General features: G+C 76.6%; 24 protein-coding genes. 11 read left to right on the top strand and 13 right to left on the bottom strand.

Annotated elements, in window-relative coordinates:
• The first annotated feature begins 14 nt into the window (after positions 1 to 14).
• Entirely contained in the window at positions 15 to 719 is a 705-nt protein-coding gene (ureG, locus tag ACWIX7_RS11875) for an urease accessory protein UreG (protein ID WP_448621736.1), read from the top strand.
• Positions 720 to 774: 55 nt separating this feature from the next.
• Positions 775 to 1,482, top strand: coding sequence for an urease accessory protein UreD (locus ACWIX7_RS11870; RefSeq protein WP_448621735.1), 708 nt, complete (start codon positions 775 to 777; stop codon positions 1,480 to 1,482).
• A gap of 171 nt (positions 1,483 to 1,653) precedes the next feature.
• On the opposite strand, the gene ACWIX7_RS11865 is transcribed toward ACWIX7_RS11870, so the two are convergent.
• The gene (locus tag ACWIX7_RS11865) at positions 1,654 to 1,815 is read right to left on the bottom strand and encodes a hypothetical protein (protein WP_448621734.1); all 162 of its coding nucleotides are present in this window, start codon (positions 1,813 to 1,815) and stop codon (positions 1,654 to 1,656) included.
• A gap of 98 nt (positions 1,816 to 1,913) precedes the next feature.
• Between ACWIX7_RS11865 and alc the strand changes: the two genes are divergently transcribed.
• The 3 genes from alc to ACWIX7_RS11850 are packed head-to-tail and all read left to right on the top strand — an operon-like array spanning position 1,914 to position 3,889.
• A complete protein-coding gene (gene alc / locus ACWIX7_RS11860) occupies positions 1,914 to 3,035 on the top strand; it encodes an allantoicase (protein WP_448621733.1) in 1,122 nt (373 codons plus the stop codon).
• 44 nt (positions 3,036 to 3,079) lie between these two features.
• Positions 3,080 to 3,373: a DUF4333 domain-containing protein gene (locus tag ACWIX7_RS11855; RefSeq protein WP_448621732.1), complete on the top strand. Its 294-nt coding sequence runs from the start codon at positions 3,080 to 3,082 to the stop codon at positions 3,371 to 3,373.
• Between the two features lie 24 nt (positions 3,374 to 3,397).
• Positions 3,398 to 3,889 (top strand): hypothetical protein, encoded by a 492-nt coding sequence (locus ACWIX7_RS11850; protein ID WP_448621731.1) that lies wholly within the window; start codon positions 3,398 to 3,400, stop codon positions 3,887 to 3,889.
• A 79-nt stretch (positions 3,890 to 3,968) separates the two neighbouring features.
• On the opposite strand, the gene egtE is transcribed toward ACWIX7_RS11850, so the two are convergent.
• The 9 genes from egtE to egtA form a co-directional block, all read right to left on the bottom strand.
• Positions 3,969 to 5,099, bottom strand: coding sequence for an ergothioneine biosynthesis PLP-dependent enzyme EgtE (egtE, locus tag ACWIX7_RS11845; protein ID WP_448621730.1), 1,131 nt, complete (start codon positions 5,097 to 5,099; stop codon positions 3,969 to 3,971).
• A 166-nt stretch (positions 5,100 to 5,265) separates the two neighbouring features.
• Complete coding sequence (locus ACWIX7_RS11840) at positions 5,266 to 6,051, bottom strand: anti-sigma factor (RefSeq protein WP_448621729.1); 786 nt, start codon at positions 6,049 to 6,051, stop codon at positions 5,266 to 5,268.
• Positions 6,032 to 6,631, bottom strand: coding sequence for an RNA polymerase sigma factor (locus ACWIX7_RS11835; RefSeq protein ID WP_448621728.1), 600 nt, complete (start codon positions 6,629 to 6,631; stop codon positions 6,032 to 6,034). Before ACWIX7_RS11835 ends, ACWIX7_RS11840 begins: the two co-directional genes overlap by 20 nt.
• 188 nt (positions 6,632 to 6,819) lie before the next feature.
• Entirely contained in the window at positions 6,820 to 7,464 is a 645-nt protein-coding gene (locus ACWIX7_RS11830; protein WP_448621727.1) for a class F sortase, read from the bottom strand.
• Between the two features lie 23 nt (positions 7,465 to 7,487).
• On the bottom strand, positions 7,488 to 8,306 hold the full coding sequence (locus ACWIX7_RS11825) for a DUF4397 domain-containing protein (RefSeq protein ID WP_448621726.1): 819 nt from the start codon (positions 8,304 to 8,306) through the stop codon (positions 7,488 to 7,490).
• Positions 8,307 to 8,384: 78 nt separating this feature from the next.
• Positions 8,385 to 9,419 (bottom strand): L-histidine N(alpha)-methyltransferase, encoded by a 1,035-nt coding sequence (gene egtD / locus ACWIX7_RS11820; protein WP_448621725.1) that lies wholly within the window; start codon positions 9,417 to 9,419, stop codon positions 8,385 to 8,387.
• A 21-nt stretch (positions 9,420 to 9,440) separates the two neighbouring features.
• The gene (gene egtC, locus ACWIX7_RS11815) at positions 9,441 to 10,130 is read right to left on the bottom strand and encodes an ergothioneine biosynthesis protein EgtC (RefSeq protein ID WP_448621724.1); all 690 of its coding nucleotides are present in this window, start codon (positions 10,128 to 10,130) and stop codon (positions 9,441 to 9,443) included.
• Between the two features lie 3 nt (positions 10,131 to 10,133).
• Entirely contained in the window at positions 10,134 to 11,441 is a 1,308-nt protein-coding gene (gene egtB / locus ACWIX7_RS11810; RefSeq protein ID WP_448621723.1) for an ergothioneine biosynthesis protein EgtB, read from the bottom strand.
• A complete protein-coding gene (gene egtA / locus ACWIX7_RS11805; RefSeq protein WP_448621722.1) occupies positions 11,438 to 12,694 on the bottom strand; it encodes an ergothioneine biosynthesis glutamate--cysteine ligase EgtA in 1,257 nt (418 codons plus the stop codon). The genes egtB and egtA overlap by 4 nt, the downstream gene beginning before the upstream one ends.
• A 160-nt stretch (positions 12,695 to 12,854) precedes the next feature.
• On the opposite strand from egtA, the gene ACWIX7_RS11800 reads away from it, so the two are divergent.
• The 5 genes from ACWIX7_RS11800 (at position 12,855) to ACWIX7_RS11780 (ending at position 17,094) form a co-directional block, all read left to right on the top strand.
• A complete protein-coding gene (locus tag ACWIX7_RS11800) occupies positions 12,855 to 13,328 on the top strand; it encodes a DUF309 domain-containing protein (RefSeq protein WP_448621721.1) in 474 nt (157 codons plus the stop codon).
• A gap of 48 nt (positions 13,329 to 13,376) precedes the next feature.
• Positions 13,377 to 14,162, top strand: a complete 786-nt coding sequence (locus ACWIX7_RS11795; RefSeq protein WP_448621720.1) for a hypothetical protein — start codon at positions 13,377 to 13,379, stop codon at positions 14,160 to 14,162.
• 105 nt (positions 14,163 to 14,267) lie between these two features.
• Complete coding sequence (locus ACWIX7_RS11790; protein WP_448621719.1) at positions 14,268 to 15,071, top strand: class I SAM-dependent methyltransferase; 804 nt, start codon at positions 14,268 to 14,270, stop codon at positions 15,069 to 15,071.
• Positions 15,072 to 15,082: 11 nt separating this feature from the next.
• On the top strand, positions 15,083 to 15,523 hold the full coding sequence (locus ACWIX7_RS11785; protein WP_448621718.1) for an SRPBCC domain-containing protein: 441 nt from the start codon (positions 15,083 to 15,085) through the stop codon (positions 15,521 to 15,523).
• Between the two features lie 68 nt (positions 15,524 to 15,591).
• Positions 15,592 to 17,094: a malic enzyme-like NAD(P)-binding protein gene (locus tag ACWIX7_RS11780; protein WP_448621717.1), complete on the top strand. Its 1,503-nt coding sequence runs from the start codon at positions 15,592 to 15,594 to the stop codon at positions 17,092 to 17,094.
• Between the two features lie 12 nt (positions 17,095 to 17,106).
• Here the strand turns inward: ACWIX7_RS11780 and ACWIX7_RS11775 are convergent, their stop codons facing one another.
• The 3 genes from ACWIX7_RS11775 to ACWIX7_RS11765 all read right to left on the bottom strand — a co-directional run bounded on the left by ACWIX7_RS11775 (position 17,107) and on the right by ACWIX7_RS11765 (position 17,981).
• Positions 17,107 to 17,277 carry a hypothetical protein gene (locus ACWIX7_RS11775; RefSeq protein WP_448621716.1) on the bottom strand — a complete coding sequence of 57 codons (171 nt, stop codon included), beginning with the start codon at positions 17,275 to 17,277 and terminating at the stop codon, positions 17,107 to 17,109.
• A gap of 78 nt (positions 17,278 to 17,355) precedes the next feature.
• Positions 17,356 to 17,736 carry a PIN domain-containing protein gene (locus ACWIX7_RS11770; RefSeq protein WP_448621715.1) on the bottom strand — a complete coding sequence of 127 codons (381 nt, stop codon included), beginning with the start codon at positions 17,734 to 17,736 and terminating at the stop codon, positions 17,356 to 17,358.
• Positions 17,733 to 17,981 carry a type II toxin-antitoxin system Phd/YefM family antitoxin gene (locus tag ACWIX7_RS11765; protein WP_448621714.1) on the bottom strand — a complete coding sequence of 83 codons (249 nt, stop codon included), beginning with the start codon at positions 17,979 to 17,981 and terminating at the stop codon, positions 17,733 to 17,735. Before ACWIX7_RS11765 ends, ACWIX7_RS11770 begins: the two co-directional genes overlap by 4 nt.
• Positions 17,982 to 18,179: 198 nt before the next feature.
• Between ACWIX7_RS11765 and ACWIX7_RS11760 the strand changes: the two genes are divergently transcribed.
• Entirely contained in the window at positions 18,180 to 19,034 is an 855-nt protein-coding gene (locus ACWIX7_RS11760; RefSeq protein ID WP_448621713.1) for an Fpg/Nei family DNA glycosylase, read from the top strand.
• The last annotated feature ends 62 nt before the right edge of the window (positions 19,035 to 19,096 follow it).

Below are 19,096 nucleotides of genomic sequence, written 5' to 3'. Positions count from 1 at the left end.
CACTGGGAGTCCCCATGCCGCCTGACCACAACCTGGACGACTACGTCGACGCGCCCGCGTCGCACCGGCACTCCGCGGACGGCAGGCAGGGCCCCCTGCGGGTCGGCCTCGGCGGACCCGTGGGCTCCGGCAAGACGGCGCTGGCCGCGGCGCTGTGCCGCACGCTGGGGCCGGAGCACGACCTCGCCGTCGTCACCAACGACATCTACACGACCGAGGACGCCGACTTCCTGCGCCGCAACGCCGTCCTCCCCGACGACCGGATCGAGGCGGTGCAGACCGGGTGCTGCCCGCACACCGCGATCCGCGACGACATCACCGCCAACCTCGACGCCGTCGAGCTGCTCGAGGCCCGGCACCCGGGGCTGGAGCTGGTGCTGGTCGAGTCCGGCGGGGACAACCTGACGGCCAGCTTCAGCTACGGCCTGGTCGACGTGCAGGTGTTCGTCGTCGACGTGGCCGGCGGCGACAAGGTGCCGCGCAAGGGCGGTCCCGGGGTCACCGCCGCCGACCTGCTGGTGGTGAACAAGACCGACCTCGCCCCCCTCGTCGGCGCCGACCTCGGGGTCATGCGACGGGACGCCGACGCGGTGCGCGGCGGCAAGCCGACGCTGCTGGTCTCGCTGCGGGAGGACCCGAGCGCCGCCGCGGTGGCCGACTGGGTGCGCGAGCAGCTGCGGGTCCGCGTGGCCGCGGGCGCGAACACGACACGGGCGTGAGCGGCGCAGCGAGGGACGGGCGAGGAGCGGAGCGGCTGCGGACCGGAGCCGGACGATGAGGACGCTCGTCGAGGTCGTCGCCTGCCGCGGCCCCGGCGGGCGCACCGTGCTGCCGGTGGTGCGCGCGGGCGGTCAGTACGCCGTCCGCCGGACCGGCCCGGGCACGGTGCACCTCGTCGCCACCGCCTTCGGCCCGCTCGGCGGGGACGACGTGACGGTCCGGCTGGTCGTGGAGGAGGGCGCCCGGCTGTGCGTGCGCTCGGTCGCCGCCGCGGTCGCGCTGCCCTCCCGCGGCGCCGTCCAGCCCTCGGTGCAGCGCATCCGGGCCACCGTGGCCGGCGAGCTCGACCTGGCGCCGGAGCCGACCGTCGTCGCCGCGCACGCCCGGCACGTCGCGGAGATGGAGGCGGAGCTCGGGCCCGACGGCGTGCTCACCGCGGCAGAGCAGGTGCTGCTCGGGCGGCGGGGCGAGGAGCCCGGCCGCTGGACCGGCACCACCCGCGTGGTCCGCGCCGGCCGGCCGCTGCTGCACACCACCGTCGACCTCGGGCCGGGCGCCCCGGCCTGGTTGCCGCCGGTGGCCCCGCGGGCGTACGCAGCCACCGTGCACACGGGCGGCGACGAGCGTCCGGTCTCTACGGGAGAGGACGCCGTCCGGCTGCCGCTGCTCGGCGGGTGGACGGCGACCGCGTGGGGCACCGAGCTGCACCGGGTCGCCGGTGCGCTGGCCGGCCTCACCGCGCCCGAGCGGGAGACCGCGTGAGGGAGGTCGCGGGCGCACCGATGGGCAGGGCTGCCTGACCCCCGCTGGGTGGTGCCCGACGGTGAGCCCCTCCTCGGGTCCCTCACAGGCTCGGGGCGCCGAGGAGTCGGCCTCCCTGCGGGGGCCCGCCGCGAGCCTGCGAGCGGTGGGGGGGCAGGGAGGCCCTGTCTCTCAGCTGCGCTGCTCGCCCTCCTCACGGGCGGCCTGGTCGAGCACCTGGGGGTCGTCCTGGACACCGCCCGCGGGGTCGGCGTTGCCGAGGGCCGTCTCGGCGGGCAACTGCTCGATGTGCTCGCGGGCGCGCTCGCGCAGGTCGTCGGTGGGTTCGGACACGGGTCCTCCTCGAGGGCGACTGATCGGACACCGGTGCCCTACCCGCCGCGTGCCACAGTGACCCCCGCGCGCCACCCTGCGACCCGGCGAGGAGCCCGATGAGCGATCCCACCCGCCTGCCCGACCTGGCCAGCCGCGCGCTGGGCGGAGCGGTCCTCGCGGCCAACGACGAGTCCTTCGCCGCCAAGGAGAACCTGGTGCTGCCGCACCCGCCGCAGGCGCTGCCCGGCTTCGGTCACCGCGGCAAGGAGTACGACGGCTGGGAGACCCGGCGCCGGCGCTCCCCGGGCTCGGACTGGGCGATCGTCCGCCTGGGCGTGCCGGGGATCGTGTCGGCGGTGGTGGTCGACACCGCGCACTTCACCGGCAACCACCCTGCTGGGGCTTCCCTCGAGGGTGCCTCCGTCGAGGGCCACCCCACGGTCGCCGAGCTCGAGCGCGCCGACTGGCAGCCGCTCCTGCCGCTGTCGGACCTCGCCGGCGACACCACCAACACCTTCCCGGTCGACTCGACCCGGCGGGTCACCCACGTGCGGTTGACCATCGCACCCGACGGCGGCGTGGCCCGGCTGCGGGTGCACGGCACCGCCGTCCCCGACCCGCGCCTGCTGGACGCCGGCCCGGTCGACCTGGCCGCGCTGGAGAACGGCGCCCTCGTGACCGGGGTGAGCGACGCCTTCTACGGCCGCCCGGTGCAGCTCGTGTCGCCGGGGCTCGCGCGGTCGATGGGGGAGGGCTGGGAGACCCGTCGGCGGCGCGGGGAGGGCAACGACTGGGTGGAGCTGTCGCTGGCCTGCGAGGGCGTGGTCAGCCTCGCCGAGCTGGACACCTCGTACTTCCTGGGCAACGCGCCCGGGTCGGCGTCCCTCACCGGCAGCGGCCCGGACGGTGAGGTCGTCGTCCTGCCGCGGATCCGGTTGCAGCCCGACACCCGGCACCGCTTCGTGCTCGACGGCGGCCCGGCGGTGGACCGGGTGCGGCTGGACGTCTTCCCCGACGGCGGCATGGCGCGGCTGCGGCTGTGGGGCCGGCCGACCGCCGCCGGGCGCGAGGCGCTGGGGCGGCGCTGGTTCGACGCGCTGCCCGACGTCCAGGCGCTGGAGGTCCTGCAGGCGGTGGGGGTGGCGCCGAGCGAGGCCGGCCGCCTGGTCGGGGCCCGCCCGCTGGGCGCGGACCTGCCCCCGCCGGTGGCCCGGCTGGTGCAGGGTCGCGGGCGGTGAGCGAACCGGTCCGGTACGCCGGGAGGCGCCGCTAGGGTTCGCCCGTGCCGCGCCGCCGCCTCCTGCTCGCCGTCGCACCCGTGCTGGGACTCGGCCTGACCGCCTGCGGCTCGTCGATCGGGCAGGACGAGCTGGAGAAGCAGGTCTCCAGCACCCTCGAGTCCCAGTTCGGCGTCGCCGCCGACGTCTCCTGCCCCGGCGACCTCGACGCCGAGGTGGACGCCACGACCGAGTGCTCGGCCATCGATCCGGACACCGGCGAGAAGATCGGGCTGCGGATCACCGTCACCTCGGTCGAGGGCGACACGGCGAACTTCGACATCGCGCCGGTCGACTGACCGGCGCCCGCGGCTGAGTCGGTGATGGCGTACGCGTCCGAGCCGTGGTCGGAGCTCTACGTCGCCATGGCCGGAGCCGCCGCCGCGCTGCTCGGCCTGCTGTTCGTCGCCGTCTCCATCAACCTCGAGCAGGTGCTGCGGATCGCCTGGCTGCCGTTGCGGGCCGGGGAGACCCTCGGGGTGCTGGTGGTCCTGCTGACGACCGCGGTCTTCGTGCTCGTCCCGGGCCAGTCCCCGACGGCGCTCGGGCTGGAGCTGGCCGGCACCGGCCTGGTCCTGATCGGCTGCGACGCGGCGCTGCGGGTCCGACGGGGCCGGCCCGCGGGCGCGCCGGCACGCAGCATCGTCGTCCCCGCGGTGATCGTGGCCTGCACCGGTGCGCCCCTGGTGACGGCGGGCGCGACGCTCGTCGCAGGCGCCGGCGGCGGGCTGTACTGGACGGTGCCCGCGCTGGTGGCCGGTTTCGTGGGCGCCGTGTTCAACGCGTGGGTGCTGCTGGTCGAGATCCTGCGCTGACACGTGACCGAGGGACACCGGCGGACAGGATGCGTCCTGTGGAGGACACCGACCTGCCCCGTGAGGACGGGGTCCTATCTCAGAGGGCGGCGGCGAGGGCCTCGAGGTCGTCGACCGTGGCGTCGAGGTGCGGCGAGACGCGCAGCACCGGCCCGGTCATCTCGTCCGGCGCCCGCTGCGGGCCGATGGCGGTGGTGACGATGCCGTGCTCGGTGAGCAGCCGGGCCCGGGTGGTGACGACGTCGACGCCGTCCGGCGGGCGCAGCGTCGTCGTGGCGGTCGGCTCGTCGAGGGGCTCGACCACCCGCCAGCCGGCGACACCCTCGAGCACCTCGCGGGCGGCCCCGCCCAGCGCGGCCAGCCGCTCGTGCACCCGGACCGGCCCCGCGGCCAGGTGCTCGCCCACGGCCAGGACCAGCCCGACCCGGCCGGCGACGTGCGCCTCCCCCGACTCGAAGGCCCGCAGCGGCGGGACGTCGCCCGGCGGGGTCAGCAGCGGGGTCAGCTCGGCGGTGATCGCCGGCCGCACGCACAGCAGGCCCACCCCGCGCGGCCCGGCCAGCCACTTGCGCGAGGTCGAGTAGACGACGTCGGCGCCCAGGTCGGTGTCGACGTGCCCCAGCGACTGCGCCGCGTCGAGCACTAGCGGCACCCCGGCCTCGCGGCACAGCGCGGCGACCTCGGCGGCCGGCTGGACGACGCCGCGGTGACTGGCTACGTGGGTCAGGTGCACCACCCGCGGCGGATCGCCCGCCAGCAGCCGGGCCACGCCGTCGAGGTCGGCGCGCCCCAGGTCGCCGACCGGCAGGTGCTCGACGGACAGCCCCGCGGCGCGCAGTTGCGCCGCGTTGGGCGCGTACTCGCCGGGCAGGCACGCCACCCGCGCCCCGGCCGGCAACCGCCACCCGGCGAGCAGCGTGGTCAGCGCGGCCTGCGCGGACTCGACGAAGACGACGTCCGCGGCGGCCATCCCGACCAGCCCGCCGATGACCGACCGACCCTGCTGCAGCAGGTCCTCGGCGGTCGCCTCGGCCACGTACCCGCCGAGCTCGGCCTCGTGCCGGGCGTGGTGGGCGACGGCCTCCAGCACCCGGTTGCTCTGTCGGCTGCACGCCGCGCTGTCCAGGTGCCGGCCCGCCGGGCGGGGCCGGGCCGAGCGCCACGCGGCGCCGAGGTCCTCGTGCACGAGGGCGGGATGGAGCGTCGTCACGTCCCCACGCTAGAAGAAGGACCCTCCTGTCCCCCAGGCCCCGTCCCGAGGCTCGCCCCGAGCTCTCACGGCCCACTTGCAGGGTCCCGCCGCGAGCTTGCGAGTGGCGGGGGGACAAGGGGGTCCTCCATGAGGAGGACGGGGTCCTCCTGCTGCAGGAGGGCCGTCAGGCCAGCCGGCCGCGGGCGACCGAGATCCCGGAGTGGAGCGGGTCGCCATCCAGCGGCTCCACCGAGACGTCGACGACCGGGAACTCGGCCAGGTCGACACCGGGGGGCACCTCGAGTGCGACCTCGCCGCCGCCCTGGACCACCCCGAGGGAGTACATGTCCTGGACCGCCTCGTCGATCAGCCACACCTCGTAGAAGCCGTCGTCCGGGTCGGCGGCGGACAGGTCGAGCTCGAGCACCCGGGAGCCGTCCGGCCGCTCCACCACGCGGGCCTGACCCGAGGCGTCGCTGTCGTCGAGCGGGTCCAGCGCGGCCGCGGCCACGGCGACGCCGTCGTCGTCCCCCGTGCCGAGGGCGACCGCGCCCGCGCCGATGCCGACCCCCACGACCAGCGCCGCCGCGGCGGCCAGCAGCAGCCGTGACCACTGCGGCCGGACCACCCCCGCCGACGCGGGCGGGGCCGACCTGGGCGCCGGCGCCATCGGTCGCGCCGGCTCCGCGGGCACGGCGGTCAGCGGACGGCCGGACCTGGCGACGACCTCCGGCCGCGGGGCGGCCGAGACGCCGGTGGCGGCGGCGATCCCCGCCCACAGGCCCGGCGGCGGGGGGACGGCCGCACCCGGCGCGGCCAGCTCGGGGACGGCGAGCGCGTCGACCCCGCGCTGCAGGGAGGCCACCTCGGCCCGGCACTCCGCACAGGCGTCGAGGTGGGTCGTGTCCGCCTCGGGGAGTCGCTCGCGGAGCGCGGCCAGGGCCAGCTGCTCAGGCGTGCAGTGCGGCACCGTCCACCTCCAACCGTGTCCTCAGGCGTTCGAGCGTGCGCCGTATGTGGGACTTCACCGTGCCCAGGGGCAGACCGGTCCGGTCGGCGATCTGGGTGTGCGTGAGGTCCTCGAAGAAGGCCAACTCGATGATGCCCCGCTGCGGCTGTCCGAGTTGCTCCAGCTCGCCGAGCAGGAGCACGCGGTCGGCGACGGCGGTGTCGACCTGGGGGCCGGTGCTGTCGGCCGCGGAGCGGGCCTCCGTGACCGCGGCCTCGGCGGCGCGGCGCTGCCGGTCGCGGCGTGCCCAGGTGTCGGCGATCTTGTGCCGGCAGATGCCCACGAGCCACGCCGGCAGGGGCCCCTGCTCGGGGCGGTAGCCGGCGCGCCCGGTCCAGGCCGAGACGAAGACCTGCTGGGTGACGTCCTCGGCGTCCGGGCCGGGGCCGAAGGCGCGCACCGCCATGCCGTGCACCTGACCGGCGAAGCGCTCGTAGGCCCAGGCCAGCGCCTGCTCGTCACCGGTGGCGAACCGGCGGCCCACCTCGGCGTCGTCCGGTCCGGGGGCTCCCCCGAACGGCGGGACGGCGTCGCTGCTCACCCGCCCGACCCTAGCCGCGACGCGCTGCAGGTGGCCTCGCTGCAGGGCCCCGCCGCGGCCCCGTCCCAGGTCCCCGGCCCCCTGCAGGATCCCGCCGCGAGCGGGCGAGCGGTGGAAGGCAGGGGGTCCTCCTCCGAAAGGCGGGGAGGACGGGGTCCTCCCACGGTGGGGGACGGCGAGGTCCTCGATCACGGCCACGGCTCCGCGACGACGACGACGTTGGACTCGTAGCCGCCGTGCTCCGGGACGAACTCGCCGCCGCAGGTGACCAGCACCAGGCGCGGTGGCCCCTCGCGGGCGAACAGCCGGTCCACCGGGAGGGCCTGCTTGTCGACCTGCTCCCGGGAGACCACCCGCCAGCGGGTCGTGCCGCCAGTGGCGTCGGTGACGAGCACCTCGGTGCCCACCTCGGCCTCCCGGAGTGCAGCCAGCTCGCCCAGCCCCTGCTCACGGTCGTCGACGTGGCCGGCGAGCACCGTCGAGCCCCCGCTGCCGGGCGCCGGCCCGAAGCGGTACCAGCCCACCCGGTCGACGTCGTCCGGGATGGCCATCTGGCCGTCGTCCCGCACGCCGACGGGGTCGACAGGCGCCTCGACGTCCAGTGCCGGCACGGCGAGGGCCACGGGGGCCGGCTGCGCCGGGGCCACGGTGGGTGCGGCGTCCCGGGTGGTGACCGGGGAGTGGGCGTCCGGCGGGGCGGCCGGGGCCGGGGTGGGGAGGACCTGCTCGAGCGGCGCGCCCGCCGCCGCCGGCTCCCGGGTCAGCTGCCACGCGGCCGGTACCCCGAGCGCGACGGCCACGCCCAGGACCGCGCCGGCGGCGGCGGGACGCACCGGTCTCTCCCGTGCCGGTCGGGTCAGGCCCGCGAACCGGCCAGCCGGCGGACGGCGACGCCGGCGGCGACCAGACCGGCCAGCGACACCGCGGCGACCGGCAGCGGCAGGCCGCCCTCGTCGACCAGGCCGGCGGAGCCGCCGGGGACGCCGGACGGCGCGGAGTGGGCGCCGGAGATCGTCTGGACGGCGAGCTCGTAGCCGGCCTCCTGCGAGCCCCACGCGTACACGACCGTCGTCGTCCCCTCGGCCAGCGTGAGGTCGGCCGGGCCGATCGCGACCGTGTCCGTGCCGGCGAGCACCACGTCGGCGCCCACGGTGCCGGCGGGCACGGTGAGCGACTCCTCGTCCGGGTTGGTCAGCCCGTCGACGACCACCTGGCCGCCGGCGCGGACGTCGACGCCGGGAGCGGCGGCGACGTGCCGCACGGTCACCCGGGCCTCGCCCGCAGGCACCCCGGAGGTGTCGTTGACGAACGGCGTCAGCGCCGGCTCCCCGGCCTCGGTGAGGTGCGCGACCACCGTGGCGTTTGCCCCCGCGGGTACGGAGACGCCGTCGGCCGACAGGAGCGCGTCCCCGGAGCCGTCGGGCGCGTCGGCCGGGAACAGGGCCAGGTCGTAGTCGCCGGCCGGCAGTTCCAGCGGGTCGGTGAGGGTCCCCGGCCGGAAGTCGTCGATGAGCCGCTCGCCGTTGGCGTAGACGTCCACGGGCGTGTCCGGGACGCCGTGCAGCACCGAGACGGTCGCGGTGTGGCTGTCGGCCAGGGCCGGGGAGGCGCTGAGGACCACGAGGGTGCCGGTGGCGCCGGCGGCGAGGACGAAGGCGGTGCGGGAGCGGCTCATCGGGGCGGACCTTCCGTCGTTGGTGAGGTGCCTGACACCCCTCCTTCCGACGGCCGTCCGGTCCCGGATGCAGGCCGCTCAGGTGGCCCCGGTGCGGCCTCCCTGCAGGGGCCCGCCCCGAGCTCGCGAGGGGTGGGGGACAGGGAGGCCCTTCCTGGAGAGCGAGACGCCGAAGTCGCCGTCGGGGTCGGTCCACCACCGCGTCATCCGCAGACCCGCCGCCGCCAGCTCGGCCTCGACCCGCTCACGGCGGAACTTCGCCGAGACCTCGGTGCGCAGCTCCTCGCCCGCGGCGAACCGGACGTCGAGGTCCAGTGCCGGGACGTGCACCACCTGGTCGGTCAGCGAGCGCAGCCGCATCTCGATCCACTCGTGCTCGGCGTCCCACACGGCGACGTGCTCGAAGGCAGCGGGGTCGAAGTCGGCGCCCAGCTCGCGGTCCAGCACGCGCAGCACGTTGCGGTTGAACTCCGCGGTGACCCCCGCGGCGTCGTCGTAGGCCCGCACCAGGCGGGCCGGGTCCTTGACCAGGTCGGTGCCGAGCAGGAAGGAGTCCCCGGGCTGCAGGGTGTGGGCCAGGTCGTCGAGGAACGCCGCCCGCGCCTCCGGCTCCAGGTTGCCGATGGTCGAGCCGAGGAAGGCCACCAGCCGGCGTCCCGACCGCGGCAGCTCGCCCAGGTGCCGGGTGAAGTCGCCGACGACCGCCGCCACCTCCACGCCGGGGTACTCGGCGGTGATCGCCGCCCCGGCCGCCTGCAGCACCGACGGGTCGACGTCGCAGGGCACGAACCGGCGCAGCGTGCCGGCGTCGCGCAGCGCGTCCAGCAGCAGCCGGGTCTTCTCCGACGTCCCGCTGCCGAGCTCCACCAGGACGTCGGCGCCCGACGCGACGGCGATCTCGGGCGCGTGCGCGGTGAGCACGGCCCGCTCGGCGCGGGTCGGGTAGTACTCCGGCAGCCGGGTGATCTCGTCGAACAGCTCGCTGCCCCGCTCGTCGTAGAACCACCGCGGCGGCAGCGTCCTCGGCGTGGCGGTCAGGCCGGCGCGGGCGTCGGCGCGCAGCGCGTCCGCGGCGTCTGCGGGGGCGAGGTGGTTGGTGAGCGAGATCGACACGGTGCTCCAGTGCTCGGCAGGTCAGGTCAGGGAGGTGGTGGTCAGGCCGTCGGGGGTGACCTCGACCAGCGACCGGTCGGGGACGTCGGTCCACCGCGGGTCGTCGTCCCACGGCTCGCTGGCCAGCGCGGTGCCGTCGGCGGTGACCAGGGCCGACAGCGTGTCGCCCCAGGTGGTGGCCAGCAGGCGGGTGCCGTCGGCGGCGAGCAGGTTCAGCCGGGCGCCGGGGTCCGCGGCACCCACCTCGCGCACCGTGTCGGCCAGGGCGTCGAGGCCCCGGTCGAACACCAGCGCGGCCAGCAGCGCGCTGTCGACGGTCGACTCGGCGTCCCGCACCGGCGGCAGCACCGCGCGGTCCACCCGGCCGTTGTGCGACAGCAGCCACCGCCCGTCGGTGAACGGCGCCGCCGCGCTCTCCTCCAGCGGCATCCCGACGGTGGCCGAGCGGACGGCGGCCACCACGCACCCGGAGGAGAGCACCGGCGCGACCGAGGCGAACGACGGGTCGCCCCACAGCGGCCGGGCCGAGCGCCAGCGGGCCGGCTGTGCCCGGCCGGGGGAGAAGAAGCCCACGCCCCAGCCGTCGGCGTTGACCGTGCCGTACCGCTGGCGGCGCGGCGCCCAGGACTGCACGAGCAGCGAGGAGGGCGGTTCGAGCACCAGCTCGGCCAGCGTCCGCGGCCGGCCGAGCCAGGCGAGGTGACGGCACACGGGTCAGGCGTCCCAGGCCAGCCGGAAGCCGCTGAAGACCTGCCGGCGGATCGGGTGGTCCCAGTTGCGGAAGCCGGGCCGCAGGATCGACGCGTCGACGGCCCACGACCCGCCGCGCAGCACCTTGTAGTCGCCGCCGAAGAACGGCGCGGAGTAGTCGGCGTAGAGCATCGGCCGGAAGCCGGGCCACGGGGTGAAGTCCGAGGAGGTCCACTCCCAGACGTCGCCCATCAGCTGCTCGGCGCCGTAGGCGGAGGCGCCTGCGGGGTAGGCGCCCACCGTGGCCGGGCGCAGCGCGTCGCCGCCGAGGTTGGCCAGGGCGGACGACGGCTCGGCCGACCCCCACGGGAAGCGGCGGCGCCGCTGCGTGGCCGGGTCCCAGACGGCGGCCTTCTCCCACTCCACCTCGGTGGGCAGCCGCGCGCCGGCCGGGGCCGCGCCGGTGGCCCCGGCCCAGGCCGCGTACGCCTCGGCCTCGAAGTACGTGACGTGCTGGACCGGTTCGTCGGCGGCGAGGGCCTCCACGACGCCGAAGCGGGAGCGGGTGCCGTCGGCGCCCCAGAACTGCGGGCGCTGCAGCCCGGCCTCGACCCGGTGCGCCCAGCCGCGCTCGGACCACCAGTGCCGGTCGTCGTAGCCGCCGTCGGCGACGAAGGCGGCGTGCTCGGCGTTGGTCACCGGGACCCGGCCGATGCGGAACGACGGGACGTCGACCCGGTGCGCCGGCCGCTCGTTGTCCAGGGAGAACGGCTCGTCGGCGGCGTCCACGCCCAGCACGAACTCCCCGCCGGGCACGAGCACCGACGTGCCGGCCACGCCGGGCCGGCCGGGGGGCAGCGGCGTCCCGGAGCCGAGCAGCGGCGGTCCGGAGCGGAGGTTGAGCGCCTGCAGCATCGTCTCGTCGTGCTGCTGCTCGTGGCTGACGACCATCGCGAAGTCGAACGGGTCGCCGTCGTCGTCCCGGCCGAGCCGCCCCAGCCGGTCGAGCACCCGGCCGCGCACCTCACCGCAGAAGGACCGCGCCTCCACCGGCGGCAGCAGCGGCAACCGGGAGCGGACGGCGCGCGGGTGGGTGAACGCGTCGTAGAGCGCCTCGACGTCGGCGGGCAGCAGCCCCTCGCGCCGGGCGTCGCCGCGGCGGAGCAGCCAGAGGTCCTCCTGCTGGCCGATGTGCGCGAGGTCCCACACCAGCGGGCTGAGCAGCGGGGTGTGCTGGCGCAGCAGCTCGGGCTCGTCGTGGTCGGTGAGCCGCAGCGTGCGCTGCCGGGCGCCCTCCAGGTCGCGGGCGAGGATCTCGGTCGGGTCGGTCACTGGGGAGCTCCCGTGGCGGAGAGGAGGGCGGCGGTGGGGCCACCGGCCCGGGCGGTGTCGAGCAGGGTGTCGCCGGGGCAGCGGCGCCGGTCGACGAGGTCGGCGAGCGCCTCCACCTCCGGCCGCAGGGCGGCGGGGACGGCGGCGCAGGCGGCGGCGAGGCAGGCGCGGGCGGCGGCGTGCAGCGCGGGGTCGGCCAGGCCCGCGCGCGCGGCGCGGTCCCAGGCGGCGGCGACCGGCAGGGTGGCCGCCGCGGCGTGCCCGGCCGCGACCGGGTCGTCGAGCAGCACCGCCGTCACCGCGGCCAGCGCCGGCCACCACGGCTCGGGCGCGGCGTCGAGGTAGCGGATCTCCAGGTAGCCGCGGGGGCGCACCGGCGGGAACAGCGTGGTCAGGTGGTAGTCGAGGTCGGCGGCAGAGGGCGCCCGCCCGCCGAGCGGGACCTCGCCGGTGACCCACTCGGCGAAGCCGACCCGGTCGCGCACCGGCGTCGCACCGCCGCCGTCCGGGTCGCGCACCAGCATGACTGGCGCGGCCAGCGCGTACGCGGCCCACTCGCCCGCCGGGTCGGCGCCACCGAGCAACGGCCCGCAGCGGGCCTGGTCGAGGTCGCTCCAGACCCGCTGGCGGTGCGACACCCAGCCGGTCGGCCGGCCGTCGGCGAGCGGGGAGCAGGCCGCGACGGCGACCAGGGTGGGCCCCAGCTGGTGGGCCAGGGACACCCGCTCGCTCCAGCCGGCGCACGGCCCGGCGTCCAGGTTGACCTGCAGCGCGGCGGTGCCGGTCATCATCGCCGTCCCGGCCTGGGCGCAGCCGACGGCGGCGAAGTGCTCCTCCATCGCGGCGTAGCGGGGAGCCGGGCAGACCCGGGCCGGTGGCCGCAGCGGGTCGGCGCCCACCGGGGCCACGGCCAGCCGCTCGGCGGCCAGGGCCGCGGCGAGCACGTCGCGGTCGGCCCGCAGCGCCGCCACCGCGGCGGCGACGTCCGGGTACGGCGGGCCGGACAGCTCCACCTGGCCGCCGGGCTCGAGGGTGACCCGGCTGCTGCCGGGCAGCGCGGGCAGCGCGTCGACCAGGTCGCGGATCCGCTGCCAGGGCACGCGCGACGCGGGCGCGTCGAGGTCGACCAGGTGCGCCTCGAGCTCCAGGCCGACCGAGCCGACCGGGCCCGGGCGCAGCGCCGCGCCGGTGACGTGTGCGACGGCAGCCTCCAGGTCGAGGACGACCGCGGGTTCCTCGGTGACCGGGGCCACGGGCCCACCCCCCTCCAGGTCCGGACCGGTCGACGACGACCGCGGGTCGGTGCGGGGGCGGCCCATCCTGTGGCCGTCCTCGGCGTCCATCCTGCACGGAGGTACCGACGGAACGCACGATCCGGCAGCGCGCAACCGGTGTTCGCGTCAGGATCGTCGGGTGGACGTCGACCGGGACCGGGATCCTGCAGGTCGGGCGCGCAACGCCCGGCCGCGCGACGCGCTCGGGCGGCCCCTGCCGCGCGGCGCGGTCGGCGAGGACCGGGCGCCGGAGGGTGTGCTGCGGACGCCGGACCAGGCGCTCACCGAGGCGCAGCAGCTGCTGGACGCCGGGCGGCCCTTCCACGCCCACGAGGTGCTCGAGGACGCGTGGAAGTCCGCACCGGACCCGGAGCGGCAGCTGTGGCGCGGGCTGGCCCAGCTCGCCGTCGGGCTGACCCACGTGGCGCGGGGCAACGACCGCGGCGCCGAGCGGCTGCTGGAGCGCGGCGCGAGCAACGTCGGCGCCTACGCCGACGCCCCGCCGTACGGCATCGACGTCGCGGGCCTGGTCGCCTGGGGCCGGGCGCTGGCCGCCGCCCCGCCGTCGTCCCGCGACGCCGCCACCCTCGCGCCCCGCCTGCGAGCCGGGTGACCTGCCCTGCCGTGTGCTGAGGCCACCGCGGCCGGGTAGGGACGGTCGGTGACGAACGGACGACGGGCGGATGCCCTGCGGGCGGGAGCGGTACTGCTGGCGGCGATCGCCCAGATCGCCGGCAGCCCACTGGGCGCGGCGCTCGCCGGGCGCAGCGTGGGCGAGGTCAGCGACGCGACCCGCTCGCTGATCACCCCGGCCGGCTACGCCTTCTCGATCTGGGGACCGGTCTTCGCCCTGGCGCTGGCCTGGGCGGTCTACCAGGCCCTCCCCGGACAGCGGGACCGCGCGGTGCACCGGGCGACCGGCTGGCCCCTGGCCGCGGCCTTCGCCGGGAACGCCGGCTGGGAGCTGCTCTTCCCGCTGGTGGGGAACCGCGTGCCGGTCCTCCCCGCGGTGCTGCTCTTCGCGATCGTCGCCGCCGCCGCGACGGCCTGGGCGCGGCTGCAGGTCATGCCGCTCACCGGGCTGGCGCGGCTGCTCCCGGCGGCGGTCACCGGGCTGCTCCTGGGCTGGGTGATGCTCGCCTCGGCGGTGCAGGTCGCCAGTGCCGGCGTCGCGCTCGGGGCGCCGGCCCAGGGCACGGCGGCGCAGGTGTGGGCGGTCGTCGCGCTCGTAGCGGTCGCGGCCCTCGGGGCGGCGCTCGTGCTGGTCGCCCGGGTGGCGGCCGGGCCGTTCGCCCTGGCCGTGGTCTGGGGCCTGGTCGCGGTCGCCGTCGACGGCGGGCCGGGCGTGGTGGCCGTGGCTGCCGTCGGCGCCGCTGCGGTCGTGACCGCGGCCCTGGGCGTCCGGGTGGCCGGACGCCGGGAGCGCGGCGCGCTGCTGGTGGGCTGAGAAAGGACCCCCTGCCCCCCGCCTCTCGCAGGGTCGCGCCGGGACCGTGCAGAGGCCGCCGGCCCCGCTTCCGCCGCGGAGTGACCGGGGGCACACTGCCGGGACATGAGCGCCGCGCCCGCTGTCGACCGGACCCGCGAGGTCTGGACGGCCGGGGACTACCAGCGGGTGGGGGTCCGGCTGGTGCCGGCTGCCGAGCGGCTCGCCGCGGACCTCGCCGTCCGCCCGGGGGACCGGGTGCTGGACGTGGCCGGCGGGACGGGCAACGCGGCGCTGGCCGCGGCCCGGCGTGACGGCGACGTCGTGTGCAGCGACGTGGTCCCGGAGCTGCTGGCCCTCGCCCGGCGCCGGGCCGAGCTCGAGGGGTTGTCCTTCGCCACCGAGGTCGCCGACGCCTGCGCCCTGCCCTTCCCCGACGCGTCCTTCGACGTCGTCGTCTCCACCTTCGGCGTCGTCTTCGCCGCCGAGCCGGAGCCGGCCGCCCGGGAGCTGCTCCGGGTGCTGCGCCCCGGCGGCCGGCTGGGGCTCACGGCCTGGCGGCCGGACGCGCCCGGCGGGCGGCTGCTGGCGCTGCTCGCCCGGCACGACCCGGCCGGCGCGACCGGGGACCCGCTGCGCTGGGGGACGACGGAGGGCGTGGAGGAGCTGCTCGGCCGCGGCGAGGTGCGCCAGGTGCGCCACGTCGAGCGGACCGTGGACATGACCGCGCCGTCCCTGGCCGCGCAGTGGCAGCGCTACCGCGACTGGTTCGGGCCGGTGCACGTGGCCTGGCATCGGCTCGACGCCACCGGGCGGGCCGCGCTGGAGGCCGACTTCGCCGACCTGTGGGGCAGCTCGACCCGGGGCGGCGGCCCGGGCATCGTGGTACCCAACACCTACCTGCAGACGACGGCCGTGCGGGCCGGGTGAGGGGAAGTGCCGTGAAGAGCTACGAGGCGGCGGCGCGGATCGACGCGAGCCCGGAGCAGGTGTGGGCGCTGCTGGTCGACGTGGGGAGCTGGCGGGACTGGGACTCCGGCGTCGACCGGGTGGACGGCCGGGTCGCGCTCGGCGAGAAGCTGACGCTCTACGCCACGATGATCCGCGACCGCCCCTTCTCGGTGACGGTGACCGAGATCCGCCCGCGCGAGGTCATGCGCTGGCGCGGCGGGCTGCCGCTGGGGCTGGCCGTCATCGAGCGCACCTACCACCTCGACGCGCAGGAGGACGGCAGCACGGTGCTCACCGTCCGGGAGGACCACACCGGGCCGCTGGCCGCGCTGCTCGCCCGCTCGACGCCGGACCTGAACCCCTCGTTCCGGCAGTTCTGCAACGGGCTCAAGGCCCGCGCCGAGGGGCGCACCTCGCGGCCCACCGGCTGACCGGCGTCCGTGACCACTGTGACCGAAAGCACCCCTGCTGGTGGTTCGGTGTCACGATGGGGAGCGCCATGAGTACAGAGACCGCTGCCACGTCCAGCACCGACGACACCGCCCTCGGTGAGCCGGCCACGCCGCCCCGCGGGCCGGTCACGTCGGCGTCGTACTCGATCACCGTGCGGCTCACCGCCGACGGCGACCCGGCGTCCATCGGCCGGATCGCGACCGCGGTCGGCTCGGCCGGCGGCGCGGTGACCGCGATCGACGTCGTCGACTCCCGCTCCGACGGGCTCACCGTCGACGTCACCTGCTCGGCCGCCGACGCCGCGCACTCCGAGGAGATGGTCGAGGCACTGCGCGCCGTCCCCGGGGTGAAGGTCCGCAAGGTCAGCGACCGCACCTTCCTGCTGCACCTGGGCGGCAAGCTCGAGGTCGCCTCCCGGGTCCCGCTGAAGACCCGCGACGACCTGTCGATGGCCTACACCCCCGGCGTGGCGCGGGTCTGCCTGGCGCTGGCCGACAACCCCGACGACGTCCGCCGGCTGACCATCAAGGGCAACACCGTCGCCGTGGTCACCGACGGCTCCGCCGTGCTGGGGCTCGGCGACATCGGTCCCGGTGCCGCGATGCCGGTCATGGAGGGCAAGGCGGTCCTGTTCAAGCGCTTCGCCGACATCGACGCCTGGCCGATCTGCCTGGACACCCAGGACGTCGACGAGATCGTGCGAACCGTCGAGCTGATCGCCCCCGGCTTCGGCGGCATCAACCTCGAGGACATCGCCGCGCCGCGCTGCTTCGAGATCGAGGCCCGGCTGCGCGAGAAGCTCGACATCCCGGTCTTCCACGACGACCAGCACGGGACGGCGATCGTCGCGCTGGCCGCGCTGCGCAACGCGCTGCGGGTCGTCGGCAAGCAGCTCGAGGACGTGAAGATCGTCGTGGCCGGCGGCGGGGCGGCCGGGACGGCGATCGTGCACCTGATGCTCAGGGCCGGCGCCCGGCACGTGCTGGTGTGGGACCGCGAGGGCATCCTCTCGCCGGACGACGAGCGGCTCTCGCCGGCCAAGCGGGACCTGGCCGAGCGCACCAACCCCGAGTGCCAGCGTGGCGAGCTGCCCGACGCGCTCGACGGCGCCGACGTCTTCATCGGCGTCAGCGCCGCGAACGTGCTGCCGGTCGAGGCGCTGGCGCGGATGGCACCGAAGGCCGTGGTCTTCCCGATGGCCAACCCGACCCCCGAGGTCGACCCGGTGCGCGCCCGGCAGCACGCCGCCGTCGTGGCCTCCGGCCGCTCGGACCTGCCGAACCAGATCAACAACGTGCTGGCGTTCCCCGGCGTCTTCCGCGGGCTGCTCGACGCGCGGGCCCGGGAGATCAGCGACGGGATGCTGCTGGCCGCGGCGGAGGCGATCGCCGGCGTGGTCACCGACGACCAGCTCAACGCCAACTACATCATCCCGAGCGTCTTCGACCCCGCCGTCACGTCGGCCGTCGCCGCGGCGGTGGCCGACCAGGCGCGGCACGAGCCCGGCGCGACCGCTCCGGTGAGCGAGGACGGCGACCTCGTCGGCTGAGCTACTCCGCGGCTACTCCGCGTCCTCGTCGGCCGGTGCCGACTCCTCCGGCTCGAAGGTGTCGGCCTCACCGCGACCCATGCCCACGCCGGTGTCGGCCGGGACCGACGACCCGGCGTCCTGCTCCGGCGCCGAGGGACGGGTCTCGTCCACCGGTGGGCGGCCCTGCGCGCTCTCGGTCATGTCGGGCCCTCCTGTGAAGACTGACCCGGACGCTAGGGACATCGGGCGTCCGGGGGCAAGGCGCCGCGGTGCGCGGTGTCAGACAGCGACGACCTCCAACAGCTCGTCGGCCCCGACCAGAGCTGCAGGATCGCGGGTGTACAGCCGAGCTCCATGCGCATGGGCAGTGGCGGCGACGAGCAGGTCCATCGTTCGAGGCCGCGGACGTCGCCCGGCGGCGACGACAGCAGCGGCGAGCCGCCCGTAGCTGGCGGCGACGGTGTCATCGACGGGCAGGGCCTGGAAGCGGCGTTGGACGACGCTGAGGCGGCGCAGGCGCTCGGCGCGGGTGGCGGGCTCGACGGCGACCAGGACGCCGAAGTGGAGCTCGGCCACGGTGATGGCGCTGATGGCCAGCTCGCCGGGCAGCGGGCTCACGTCCGAGGCGATGACCACGCTGGTGTCCAGGACCGCTCTCACCGGGGGTCCCACGGATCGGCGAGCTCCCCGTCGATCCGGTCCCGGTCCTCGTCCCATGCACCATCGGCGGGGCCGGCGAACAGCTCCGCCACCTCGTTCCACCCGCGCCAGGAGTGGGGGACGACGGGGACCAGGCGCGCGCTGGGGCGGCCGGCGACGGTGATCGTGACCTCCTCGCCGGCTTCCACCCGGCGCACGAGTTCGGACGCCTGTTGACGCAGCTCGCGTAGCCCCACGACGGTCACGGGCTCCGAAGTAGCATTTGTGCTACATGATGCGGCGGCCATCGGACGGCCCGCCCTGGAGGCCGGCGCCCCGACGGGACCACGTGGTCCTGACGAGCGGTCGGCCTCCGCGCGGAAGGGCGCAGCGGCTCACCGTCGCGGGGGACGGCACCCGGCCGCGGTTGGAGACAGGAGGCCGACCGGGGGCATAGTGGCCCGGTGCCCGAGTTCCCCGAGGTGGAGGCGCTGACCGCGTTCCTGCGTGAGCACGCGGTCGGCCACGTGGTGACCCAGGTCGACCTGGCCGCCGTCCAGGCGATCAAGACCTTCGACCCGCCGCTGTCGGCGCTGGGCGGGCTGGAGCTCACCGGTGTCGCCCGGCACGGCAAGTTCCTCGACCTCGACGTCTCCGGGCTGCACCTCGTCGTCCACCTGGCGCGGGCCGGCTGGCTGCACTGGCGCACCGGGCTGCCCGCCGCCCCGCCCAAGCCGGGCAAGGGGCCGCTGGCGCTGCGGGTGCACCTGGAGGACGGCAACGGCTTCGACCTCACCGAGCAGGGCACCCGCAAGGGGCTGGCGGTCTACGTCGTCCGCTCGCCGGCCGAGGTGCCGGGCGTCGCCCGGCTCGGGCCCGACGCGCTGGAGGTCGACCGGGACGCCTTCGTGGCGCTCCTGGGCGGGCGCAGCGGCCAGCTCAAGGGCGCGCTCACCGACCAGACGCTGATCGCCGGCATCGGGAACGCCTACTCCGACGAGATCCTGCACGCCGCGCGGCTCTCGCCGTTCAAGATGGCCGACAAGCTCACCGACGACGAGGCCCTGCGCCTCCACGACGCGATGCGGGCGACCCTCACCGAGGCGCTCGAGCGCCAGGTCGGGCAGCAGGCAGCCACGATGAAGGGCGAGAAGCGCTCGGGGCTGCAGGTGCACGCCCGGACCGGCCTGCCCTGCCCGGTGTGCGGCGACACCGTCCGCGAGGTGAGCTTCGCCGACACCTCGCTGCAGTACTGCCCGACCTGCCAGACCGGCGGCAAGCCGCTGGCCGACCGGCGGATGTCCAAGCTGCTGCGCTGAAGCAGGACCCCGCTGCCCCCCACCCGCTCGCAGGCTCGCGGCGGGACCCTGCAGCGGGGCCG

The sequence above is a fragment of the Geodermatophilus sp. URMC 65 genome, assembly GCF_053502545.1.
This window is presented reverse-complemented; position numbering and strand designations above follow the sequence as displayed.

Coding starts and splice junctions, on each gene's coding strand:
- alc (WP_448621733.1), top strand. CDS start 1,914: ATGAGCGATCCCACCCGCCTGCCCGACCTGGCCAGCCGCGCGCTGGGC.
- ACWIX7_RS11870 (WP_448621735.1), top strand. CDS start 775: ATGAGGACGCTCGTCGAGGTCGTCGCCTGCCGCGGCCCCGGCGGGCGC.
- ACWIX7_RS11780 (WP_448621717.1), top strand. CDS start 15,592: ATGAGTACAGAGACCGCTGCCACGTCCAGCACCGACGACACCGCCCTC.
- ACWIX7_RS11790 (WP_448621719.1), top strand. CDS start 14,268: ATGAGCGCCGCGCCCGCTGTCGACCGGACCCGCGAGGTCTGGACGGCC.
- ACWIX7_RS11825 (WP_448621726.1), bottom strand. CDS start 8,306: ATGAGCCGCTCCCGCACCGCCTTCGTCCTCGCCGCCGGCGCCACCGGC.
- ureG (WP_448621736.1), top strand. CDS start 15: ATGCCGCCTGACCACAACCTGGACGACTACGTCGACGCGCCCGCGTCG.
- ACWIX7_RS11775 (WP_448621716.1), bottom strand. CDS start 17,277: ATGACCGAGAGCGCGCAGGGCCGCCCACCGGTGGACGAGACCCGTCCC.
- ACWIX7_RS11850 (WP_448621731.1), top strand. CDS start 3,398: ATGGCGTACGCGTCCGAGCCGTGGTCGGAGCTCTACGTCGCCATGGCC.